Annotated in this window: 6 protein-coding genes; 1 reads left to right on the forward strand and 5 read right to left on the reverse strand. The window is 41.2% G+C overall.

Annotated elements, in window-relative coordinates:
* Positions 1–5: 5 nt before the first annotated feature.
* The 5 genes from LLW17_RS04680 to LLW17_RS04700 all read right to left on the reverse strand — a co-directional run bounded on the left by LLW17_RS04680 (position 6) and on the right by LLW17_RS04700 (position 8,525).
* Complete coding sequence (locus LLW17_RS04680) at positions 6–1,334, reverse strand: glycoside hydrolase family 30 protein (RefSeq protein WP_228229103.1); 1,329 nt, start codon at positions 1,332–1,334, stop codon at positions 6–8.
* Positions 1,335–1,454: 120 nt separating this feature from the next.
* Positions 1,455–2,924 (reverse strand): glycoside hydrolase family 30 protein, encoded by a 1,470-nt coding sequence (locus tag LLW17_RS04685; protein ID WP_228229104.1) that lies wholly within the window; start codon positions 2,922–2,924, stop codon positions 1,455–1,457.
* A 73-nt stretch (positions 2,925–2,997) separates the two neighbouring features.
* Entirely contained in the window at positions 2,998–3,864 is an 867-nt protein-coding gene (locus LLW17_RS04690) for a hypothetical protein (protein WP_228229105.1), read from the reverse strand.
* Positions 3,865–3,882: 18 nt separating this feature from the next.
* Positions 3,883–5,397 (reverse strand): RagB/SusD family nutrient uptake outer membrane protein, encoded by a 1,515-nt coding sequence (locus LLW17_RS04695; protein ID WP_228229106.1) that lies wholly within the window; start codon positions 5,395–5,397, stop codon positions 3,883–3,885.
* A gap of 11 nt (positions 5,398–5,408) precedes the next feature.
* Positions 5,409–8,525 (reverse strand): SusC/RagA family TonB-linked outer membrane protein, encoded by a 3,117-nt coding sequence (locus tag LLW17_RS04700; protein ID WP_228229107.1) that lies wholly within the window; start codon positions 8,523–8,525, stop codon positions 5,409–5,411.
* Between the two features lie 262 nt (positions 8,526–8,787).
* On the opposite strand from LLW17_RS04700, the gene LLW17_RS04705 reads away from it, so the two are divergent.
* Entirely contained in the window at positions 8,788–11,700 is a 2,913-nt protein-coding gene (locus LLW17_RS04705) for a helix-turn-helix and ligand-binding sensor domain-containing protein (protein WP_228229108.1), read from the forward strand.
* Positions 11,701–11,775: the final 75 nt, after the last annotated feature.

Genomic DNA, 11,775 nt, shown 5'->3' on the forward strand with positions numbered 1-11,775 from the left:
AAAAATTAAAGAACAACTGTGCCAATGTGGCCTGCATTCAGACTGAGTAGCACTCTGGAATTATTTACATCAATCGCGATTGATTTCTTTTCTTCAGAACTATTTTGAACGATCAATACCGTTTTTCCTTCCGGAGTTTTAAACGCCACGTTGGGTAAATCATTAGACATAGTTGAGGCAATGCGTACAGATCCCGGAGGTACAAATTTTGAAGCCTGACCTATGATGTAATACGCCGGTTCACGGATAACCTCATCTCCGGTAATAGTCACTGCACCCAAACAACGGTCACAGCCTCCACGGTCTGTATGTGGCTCTTGATTTTCATCTGCAGCCAGATTCCATTCTAAAACCGTTTTAGCCCAATTACGCGTTGCGCCTATGATCAAATTATTCATGTGCCAGCTGATTTCCTGCGCAAAATCACCGGGTGCACCCACCCACTGCTCTGTAAAGTAAATATTCTTATCAGGGAAAGCCTGATGCACTTCTGACAATGCATCAATTTCACCGCCATATAAATGAAAAGCTGAACCGTCAATGTACTGGGCCGCTTCCGGGTCACTTAGTATGGTTATAGGATAATCAGGTCGATCTGCATTGTGATCATAAATAATAATTTTCGTCTTTAGGCCTTCACGTTTAAGCGCGGGTCCCAGATGCTCTTTTATAAAAGCTGCCTGCTGGTCGGGAAGCATAAGTAAACTGGGATTATTGCCGGGGTGCAGGGGTTCATTTTGAATAGTTACGGCATCAATGGATATACCCTCTGCCTTCATCGCCTGCAGATATTTTACAAAATAGGAAGCGTATACTTCCTCAAATTGAGGTAAGAGTTCACCTCCTCTGGTGTCTTTATTATCTTTCATCCAAACGGGGGGAGACCAGGGAGAGCCTAAAATCTTCAGATCCGGATTTATACTTAAAATTTCCTTTAATACCGGCACCAGATGTATCGTGTCATTTGCCAGGGAAAAATTGTCCAAATTCAGATCGGTTTCTCCGGGAGGAATATCATTATAAGAGAAAGGGGCTTGATCAAGATCTGAGGCACCAATACTCACTCTTAAATAGCTTACTCCAAGCCCTTCTCTGGCAAATAATTCATCTAAAAGCCTGCTGCGCGCGCTATCACTCATTTTATGAATATGCATAGCACTGCCTCCCGTAAGGGTATATCCAAAGCCATCAATGGTTTGATATCTTAAAGTATCATTTACAGTTATTATTTCCTGTATTCGATTGGTGTCGATATTCTGACTTGAGATTTCAAGTCTCTCCAGTAAGGATTTCTGGTCTGGTGATGTAAGCCACATCACCGCAGGATCTGACATTTTAGGGGATTCAGCGCAGCCAAGTACAAATATGACTACTGCGAAAAGGCAAAAAAAGTGTTGAACTAATTTCATGAAATGTTATTCTTAGGGATGAATTTTCTGATAGGCTCTGGCGATTTACTCCCATTTATAGGTTCCCACCGCACCGGCATCTAAGGATGTAGAAACCCACCTTCCTTTATATTTTATATTGAAGGGGAGATTAGTTGTGCCATCATTTAAAACAATCAGCACCTTACTACCGTCGGGAGTCTTAAACGCAACATTTTGCAAACTTCCGGGGATTTTACTTTCTATTCGAACTGACCCTGCCGGTACAAATTTTGAAGCGTGTGCCATTATGTAATAACCTACATTACGAGTAATCGTCGAACCATTAATCGTTAAGCCACCTTTGCATGTAGTACAACCTCCATCAGTATGAGGCCCAAAGCTTGCATCATTAGCTAAATTCCATTGAAGCGCATTTTTACTCCAGTTGCGCATCGAACCTATGATTACGTTTCTAAGATGCCATTTTAAGGTCCCGGCAAAGTCGTCATTGGAAGAGATATATTGCTCCGTAAAAAAGACCTCTTTATCAGGAAATGCATTGTGCACAGTTGTTAAGGCTGCTATATCTCCGGCATAGAGGTGAAATGCTGAACCGGCAATGAATGGGCGGGCCTGCGCATCATCCAGAATCGAAATCGGATATTGAGGATTGTCACAATTATGATCATAAATCACGATTTTGGTTTCTACAGAAGAATTCTGAAGCCTGGGCCCCAGATGATTCTTAATAAAATCGGCCTGCTCCAGCGCCGTCATTTCCATGCTTGGATTATTACCCCCGTGTAAAGGTTCATTTTGTGGAGTAAGCGCATCAATCTTGATGCCTTCAGTCTTCATAGCCTGCAGGTATTTTAGCCAGTAATCTGCGTATACCCCATAATATTCCGGTTTCAAGCTTCCACCAACAAAACTGTTTTTGTCTTTCATCCATACAGGGGCTGTCCAGGGTGAAGCCATTATCTTGATATTGGGATTTATAACCAGAATCTGCTTTAATAAATCAAGGACTTCCCGGTCTTTTTCGATACTAAACTCCGAAAGATCTTCATCGGTTTCCCCTTCAGGAATATCATTGTAGGTAAACGGACTTTCATTGAGATCAGATGCCCCCACACTAATTCTCAAATAACTGATCCCAATTTCATTGGCTCCTTTTCCAAACAACTCCTTAAGAAGATTGGTTTTTGCATCCTCAGGCAGGCTATTTATTACCTGTGCGCTGCCTCCCGTCAGACTAAAACCAAAACCATCAACACTCTGAAACGTTCTGCTTTCATCAACTTCAATTGTCTGGTAGCTGTTTGGGCTGGTGCCAAACACTAAGTTACCCGACTGCTTTGACAGCTTAACACTTTGATCTCCTTTTGTTAACCAAAAGTCCATCTCATTGGTATTCCCAGAAGGATTGCCGGGTGTTTCCGGATTTTCGGGTTGATTGGGAGTTTCACTTACCTCATCATTTGAAGAAGGAGAACAGCTAAGTATAAAGCTGAATAACAGCGTTATCAAAACGTAGTTCATTAAATTTTTCATCTCAAGCAATTTTTAAAATAGATATATGACTTATCTAAAGAAACCAGACACCGCACCTATTTGTTAGGTGCAATTAATTGGGCTTCCCTCTAAACTCAATATTAGTAACAGATATTCCCGTTGAGCCAATGTTCTCTCCCCCACTTTTAATAACTATATACACGGTCCCTGACTGGTCAAAACTCACCGTGCGTCCAGATCCTACACAACCTACATTAGAAAGTTTTCCTTCAAAAGGACCATTAGCACAGCCATCCCAGGTGCTCAAACCCATTCGTCGGCCATCTGCAGTATAGTCCTGATTCTGAACCGGTGCTGTGGGAGATGCATAAACCTCAAACCAGGTGTTGGTTGAACCGCTGCCAAATACTTTCATATCCAGAGTATATTCCTTACCGGCTTCTACTTCAACTGCCTGATAGATTCCCTGTTGGTTATATCCTGAACCGGTTATGGTAGCACTACCCTCACTAAAAGTCCAATTAGCCCCGGAGTTACTGATTTGTAGTATAGTCCATTCAGCCTGATCTTCAGTCGTCATAAAACTTCCGCCTTTAATAAGATTTCCTGCTTCAGGATCTGAAACCGCTACATTAATTTCCTGAGAAGTTTCGGTAACACTTCCTCCTCTTCCAAAGACCTGATGAGAAATGGTATAATCTCCTGCATCAGGCAAAAAGATTTCCTCTGTAAGCACCCCGGTGTAATAACCATCGCCAATATTCCACATAGATTTTAAAATATTTTCTCTATTGGCATTGAGCATAAAACGATTGGGCTCACCAGGTATGGTCTCAATTGTAAACGAAGCATCTACATTGGGATCGGTAAGTCCGTTTCCAGATTCAACTTCTTCGGGTTGACAGGAAGTAGCAGCAAGGATTACTGCTCCTAGCAACGTATACGTAACGCTGTTTATGAATTTAAAATTGACTTTCATATAAGAACGTTTTTAAGATTAATAATTAGGGTTTTGTACTATGAGTGTATTTTCGAGTTCGTTAAGTGGTATTGGGAAAATTTCATTCTTACCCGCTGTAAAACCACGATCTGCGAGAGCAGAAGCAGCCCTTCCGGTACGAACCAAATCAAACCAGCGATGCCCTTCTCCTGCAAGTTCACGTCTGCGCTCCAGCATAATATTATCCATAGTTACTGGCACAGGATCAAGGCCAACACGGGCACGCACAGCGTCAAGCAAGGCCTGAGCACGTGCTCCGGAAGCACCCAGTGCCTCAGCCTCCATTAAATACGTATCTGCAAGTCTAATGACATAAACGCTTTGGGTATAATTGAGCTCAACATTTCCTCCACCCGTAGATTTATCTTCATTGAGCGGCATAAATTTCTTTAGGAAGTAGCCCGTATCCCTGTTCCCTGGGGTATAACTGGCTTCACCGGCTTCTTCCAGAGCCTTCAAATCTGCTATCGTAGCATCAAATCTGGGGTCATCTTTCAGAACATCATATAAACCCTGAGTTACAGTATTAAAACTCCAGCCGCCTGCATAATCCGGCGCAGTTGAACCGGCTGTTCTCGAGTAACCTCTTGGTCCTACCATCTGATTCACGGTATTGCCTTCATTCTGACCACCACCCCAGATATCGTAGCTCACATTTGCCTGGCTTGTTGCCGCAACTTCAATAATAGATTCCGAATTGAATTTGTTACTAACTTCAAAAAGAGCTTCAAAGTCATCCAGTAACCTGTAGCCGTATTGGCTGGTTCCTCCGGGTGTGCCATTAACTTCTGCCAATTGCTGAGATGCTTCCTGGTTTTTACCCTGATACAAATAAACTTTCCCCAAAAGTGCACGCGCTCCTCCCTGGGTAAAGCGACCGGCTTCAGTGTCAGGATCTGTAATTGTAGGCGGCAAATCTGGAATTGCTGCAAGAAGATCTGCTTCAATCTGAGCATAAACAGCTTCAGGAGCCGCCTGCTCAACAGTGTAAATTTCACTGGTAAGTATAGGCTTGTCAAAAAGAGGCACATTTCTAAACAGTCTTACCAGTTCAAAGTAGTAATACCCTCTCAACATTTTAGTCTCCGCGGTAAAGCGCGCACGCAGCGCATCGTCCATAGGCACTTCGGGAAGGTTTTCAAGAAGAATATTGGTGCGGAATACTCCCTGAAAGTAATCATTCCAAAAGCTGGGAGGGATTGTAGACTCATCAATACTGTAGTTTGAAAAGGACTGAATACCTATACCGTCTGACGGACCGCCACCTCCGGCGAAATGATCGTCAGAACCGGCGTTCATCATGGTAATCATGTTTTCAAAAGTTTTAGACTGCTTACCCATAATATCATAAGCAGCTACTAACCCACTGAACGCTTCATCTTCATTAGAATAGTAATTGTCTACTAAAGGTTGCCCTAATGGATCAAGCTCTATAAAGTCTTTAGAACAAGAAAATAAAGATCCTGTTATCAAAAGCACGAATGCTAAATAAATTATCGATTTTAGTTTCATATCGCTATTTTTTAAAATTGTACGTTAACACCTAAAAGTCCGGTTCTGGCCTGTGGATAATACCCACGATCTATCCCAAAAATGCCTCCGCCTATTTCCGGATCAAAACCGGTATACCGTGTGAAGGTCACCAGATTTTCTCCCGTGACATAGATGCGCAGACGGGTAAGACCTATTTTTTCTATTAGGCTTTGGTTCAAAGAATAGCCTAACTGAACCGTCTTAATTCTGAAGTAATCCCCATCTTCCAGATAAAAATCGGAAGGATTGGTGAAGTTGTTGTTGGCATCTATATTACTCAAACGGGGAAAGGTGTTTGATGTTCCTTCCCCGGTCCAGCGATTTAATGCCTCTGTCTGGTAATTGGCATTGCTTATATCAAGTCTGCGAAGACCCTGAAAAATCTTATTACCACCGGCTCCCTGAGAGAACACCAGAAGATCAAAATTCTTATAATCGAGATTTAGGGTCAGGCCAAACGTGTATTTAGGTATTGAGCTTCCTAAAAATTTTCGGTCATCTGCATTTATAGAACCGCTATCATCTAAATCGGCATATCTAAAATCACCCGGAACAGCGTTAGGCTGAATAACAACACCTTCAGAATTTACATACGAGTCGATCTCTTCCTGATTTTGAAATATACCCTGAGTCTGGAAGCCAAAAAAGGAGTTTAAAGGTTGCCCCACTGCAGTCCTGGTAATGGGATAGGTACTCGACTGAAAGCTTGCTCCGCCGGAAAGAAAATCAATATTATTTCCTAAGAAAACCACTTCATTTTGCAGGTATGAAAAATTACCCCTTAAAGAAGCGTTCAACTCGCCAAAGCGTTTGGAATAGGACATTTCAATATCAAATCCCTTATTTACCATGTCTGCAACATTAGCAGCAGGGCTACCGGTCGCCCCCACATATCCCGGAAGACGCACATCCTGTAAAATTCCGACGGTTTTTTTATTGTAAAAATCAACAGTCATGGTGAGATCATTAAAAAACCGGGCATCAAAACCCAAGTTGCTTTGTCTGGTTTCTTCCCACTTTAAATCGGGGTTTGCGGGTGCATTAGGGCTATTACCTATCACCACTGCAGAGACATTCCCAAAGGTGTAATTGCGACCAGCACCTATCGTTGACAGGTATCGGAAGTCCCCAATGGCGTCACTTCCTACCACTCCATAACCTCCTCGCAGCTTGAATTGATTTACCAGGTCATTCTCGTTCCAGAAGCCCTCTTTCAACGGATTCCAACCTAAAGAAAAAGAGGGGAAGTATCCGTATTTATTATTTGCTCCAAAACGTGATGAACCATCCCGACGAATAATTCCGGTAAATAAATATTTCTCTTTGTAGTTGTAGCTTACACGAGAGAAAAGTGACGTCACGCGATGCTCGGTGCCTATGTAGGCACTGGCAATAATTTGATCATCCGGCACCTGAATAAAAGCCGCATCCTTCCGGCTATTTACAGGAATATCATTGTAAGTAACCGTCTCCCCTTTGGTATCATTTTCGGTGTAAGAACCCTGACCAAGAAGTATCGTAAAATCATGATCTCCTAATTGTTTGGTATAAGACAGGGTGTTTTCAATATTCCACCCAAAACCTCTGTTTGAACCTCTTGAAATATTATTCTGAGCAGTTACCGTAGAAGTATTTAAAAAAGATACCGGTGTAAAGCTTTCATAGCCGTAGTACGCGAGTTTACCCCCCAGAGTACTTCTGAAGTTTAAACCTTCAAGGGGTTCGAGATTTAAATAAACATTACCTACAAAATTATCTGCCCAGTCGTAGTTACCCAATCGGGTTTGTATGTAAGCCAAAGGATTGGTCATTTCCTGAATTACCAGATTTGAAATACCATAGGGGTTTCCATTGGGATCTCTTATAATACCTTCGTTTGTATACAGACCAGAGTTTGCAACCGCCGGATCTGTAATAATTAATGGGGTGGTAGGATCCAGATTTATAGCCGAACTTAAGGGCCCGCCAAATTCACTGTTTGTATTACCAATACCGGTGCTTTTCTCGTTAGAATAACCAATAGTTTCACCAAGTGTAAGGAAGTCATTTATATGGTGTGTAGAATTGAGACGGATGTTCTGTCTGCGGTATTTTGATATATCTTTAGCAACTATACCCTCCTGATCAAAGTATCCAAAAGACATATAGAATGTGGATACATCATTCCCTCCGCTTAAGCTGAACTCATGGTTTTCTTTCTTTGCGTTGCTATTAAAAATAACATCCTGCCAGTCTGTCCCGGCACCGAGTTCCTGAGGATTGGAAAAGGGTAATGAAAAATCCTGCGGAGACCCATTGAAATCATTTGCGTACTTCTCGTTAAATAAAGTAGCATATTCTGTGGCATTTAAGAGATCAAGCTTTCGCGCAGGGCCCGAAATTCCTGAAAACCCATTATAACTCACGGTAAGTTTACCAAGTTTTCCTTTTTTGGTTGTGACCAAAATAACCCCAGCTGCAGCACGTGCACCATAAATAGCCTGAGAAGCGGCATCTTTAAGCACCTCAATAGATTCTATATCAGACTGGTTTAAATACCCGATACCCCCGGCATCTACTATCACCCCGTCAACAACCCAAAGAGGTTCGTTGTTCCCAAAACTGGTAATACCTCTAACACGTATAGTGGATGAGGCGCCGGGCTGACCAGAGTTCGCAGCGATGGTTATACCTGAAGCTCTACCCTGTAAAGATTGCTCAATCCGGTTGTTGGGTAAGCTTTCAAGCTCACTGGCTTTTACACTGGAAATAGCCCCTGTCACCACACTCTTTTTTTGCGTGCCATAACCTACTACGACTACTTCATCAAGAGCCGCCGCATCTTCAGATAAGGTAATCCTCAAATTGGTTTGCTGCCCTACGTTGACCTTCTGAGTAGTAAAACCGACGTATGAAATTTGTAGAATATCCTCAGCAGATGCTTCAATACTAAAGTTACCGTCAAAATCAGATTGGGTTCCTCTGTTGGTTCCTTCAACAAGGATGCTGGCACCCGGCAATGGCATTCCATTTGAATCCAATACGTTTCCGTTTATTGTATTGAGTTGGGCGTGAGCAAAGCCAAAAATAAATAGGCTCAGTGCTAGTAAGTAATTTTTAACTCGCATTCAATGAAAAGATTTAGTTAATAATTGAGAAAACTTCATTACCATATTCCTAAAAATAAGGAGGACGAAAACGTTTTCTTGTCAAGATAATATCCTCCAAAACTATAATTTAACAATGCTTAGTTCTCAAAATACACTACACTTGCATTACGCCAGAATGTTAAAGCCATTCGTCAGCACTACGTCAAAAACCAAATACAACTGATTTTCAATGCATTAATATGGTAATATTTTGCTAATTTTATTAAATATTCACTTCCTTATGCACACTAGAGCAGATAAGCGCATTAATCATTTCTTCTTTTACGTATTCGTCCTGTTTTTGATACAAACCGTTTCGTATGCGCAGCAGATACCTGCATTTGAAAAAGTAATTCCAAAAATCACCCATTATACCCGTTCTGATTTTGAAGCTGACGGGCAGTTCTGGACTATGACTGAAGATGAAAAGGGTAAGCTCTACTTCGGAAACAATGATGGGATTTTAGTTTTTGACGGGGAGCGCTGGGAAAAAGTGACGCTACCCAATCACTCTGGAGTACGCAGCCTGATACGGGATTCAAACAATACAATCCACGCCGGAGGCTTTAATGAAATTGGCATTGTAAAGCAGGATATCCAGGGAAATTTCAACTTTATCTCTCAAAATGACAGCCTGCAACTCGACTCGGAAAACCTGGAGAATTTGTGGCAGGTTCACGAATTCAAGGGTAACATCATTTACCGCTCCTTTAAAGAGCTCACGGTAGTAAATGGCACTAATGCCAAACGCGTAAACTCTGGTTCCAACTTTATATTTTCAGGTATTGTAAATGATCACTTTTATGTACAGGATCAAAATCTGGGAGTTTTTGAATATAATCCCGAAAACTCAAGCCTTACAAAAGCATTTAACAGTACATTCTCAGAGGAGAGTATTTGTGCCTTTTTACCTGCAAAAAATAAGGACGAATTACTGATTATCACCAAACAGGGAGGCATCTATATGGCAAACCGAACCCTTAATACGGTTCGGTTTATCAAATCTGTTTTCAAAGAAAATGATCAGGAAGAAATATTAACAGCGGTAGCCTACAAAGGGATTTATTTACTGGGAACACTTACATCGAAGATGATCCTGATGAATGCTGAACTTGAATTAGACCGGAATCCTTCCCTCTTTAAAAACCTTTCAAGCTCAACCATACTAAGTATAAATCCCCAGGAGGAAGAAAGCCGAATTTGGGTAATGCTGAATAATGGTATTGATCTTATCGAGTTTGATTCTCCTGTTTCCCAGATTTTTGAGAATGCATCGGTCTCAGATATACTCGTTTATAACAACATACTTTACCTCACCACAAATACCGGGGTATTCTATGCTCCATTTGACAGTGGCAACTACAGTCTTAAATCATTAAACTTTAAAAAGGTTCCTGATCTCGAGGGTCAGGCCTGGTCTGTTAAGGAACATGAGGGTAGTATTCTGGTAGGGCACGATAAAGGACTTTTTGAACTCATTGACTTTATGCCCATACGCATAGGTATACCCAACGGGATTTGGAAAGTTATACCCGTTGACGGTAAAGAAAATACGTTTCTTGCAACCAGTTATTCAGGCATTTACCCGCTGTATTATGAGTCTGGAAACTGGAGGCTTTCTCAAAAAATTAAAGGCTTTGATGAATCAAGCAGAGATATCTTACAGATTGATCAGGGCAATGACTATTGGGTTTGCCATGGTTATAAGGGTATTTATCGTTTGAAAATAGATAAAAACTTAGAACGGGTCTTTGCTCTAGAACATTTTACCAATACAAATGGCCTGCAATCAGCCTTTAATGTGAATGTAACCGAATACGAAGGGGAAGTAGTGTTTACCACAAATACAGGGATATACACCTTTAATGCACAACAATCTCAATTTGAACCCTATCGCCCGTTAAATAGCATTTTAAGCCCAGAACTTAATACCCGCAAATTGATGAAGGTTGCTGACAAAACCTGGTTTGTGCAGGATGATGAACCGGGCTATTTCATTGAAGACAAGGGTCAAATCAAAATAAATAAAAGCCTCTTTTTAAACCTTAAAGGTAATTTGAACAGAGGCCTGGAAAGCATACTACCTATAACTACTGATCAGGTTCTCATAGGCGCAACAAACGGTTTGTTTTTGTACAATTTAGATAATCAAAAAGCAAAAACTTCTTCAAAAACCTTAATCACGCGCCTAACGTATCAGAAAGATCAGCAAAATACGTTTCAACTGCCAATCATTCAAAATCTGGAGACTCCCTTATCTCCAGATGTGCTCCGGTTTGAATTTGCAGCACCCGCACTAACCCCTTCCTCTCAAAAAGAATTTCAGTATAAATTGGAAGGGGCAGACAAGGAATGGTCGTCCTGGTCTGCAAACGCATTTAAAGAATATACCCATCCTGCTCCTGGCGATTATGTCTTCAGAGTACGAAGTCGTAATCTGTTAGGTCAAAAAGCAGACGAGGCTGCTTTCGCTTTAAGCATCCCCTATCCCTGGTATAGAAGCACTTTTGCTCTTATACTCTATGTTTTGGGTGTTACATCTCTGATAATTCTTTTGACTAAACTCATCAATAAAAAAATTGAAAGGGAACGACTAAAAGAAAAACTCGCTGCACAAAAGTCAAAAAAACTCCTGGAGCTTGAGATAGAGCAGCTTAAATTAGAAAAAGATAAGGCTCAGATAAAAAGAGCTAAAGAAGTTTTAGAAGAAGAAAGCCTTATCAAGAGTAAAGAATTGGCAAACTATACGATGTTGCTGGTCAAAAAGAAGGAAATTTTTAGTGACACATTCAACGCCCTAAAAGATTTTAGAAATTCTTTAAAAACTCAGGCTGCACGTAAGCGACTTCAGGAAGTATTATTCAACCTCAATCAACATCGTATGGGGGAAGAATATCTCAATGTGTTTGATGTACATTTTGAAAAGGTACATCACAACTTCTTCAACCGTTTAAAAGATATAGATCCCGGTATCAGTAAGAGAGAGCTAAGGTTGTGTGCGTTTGTTAAGATGAATCTTACCAATAAGGAAATCGCACCTCTCTTGAACATTTCCACCCGGGGAGTTGAAACGGCTCGTTACCGAATACGCAAAAAACTCAATGTAACCGACGAAAGCTTTCAGGTATATTTAGAAACACTCAACGATTCCTGAATTTAACTTGCTTTAAATCGTTGCACAAGTGGGGACTTGGCTTATCAACGTTACATCTTTTTAAAACTATCGAGG

The organism is Leeuwenhoekiella parthenopeia, assembly GCF_020782115.1.
Taxonomy (GTDB): Bacteria; Bacteroidota; Bacteroidia; order Flavobacteriales; family Flavobacteriaceae; genus Leeuwenhoekiella; species Leeuwenhoekiella parthenopeia.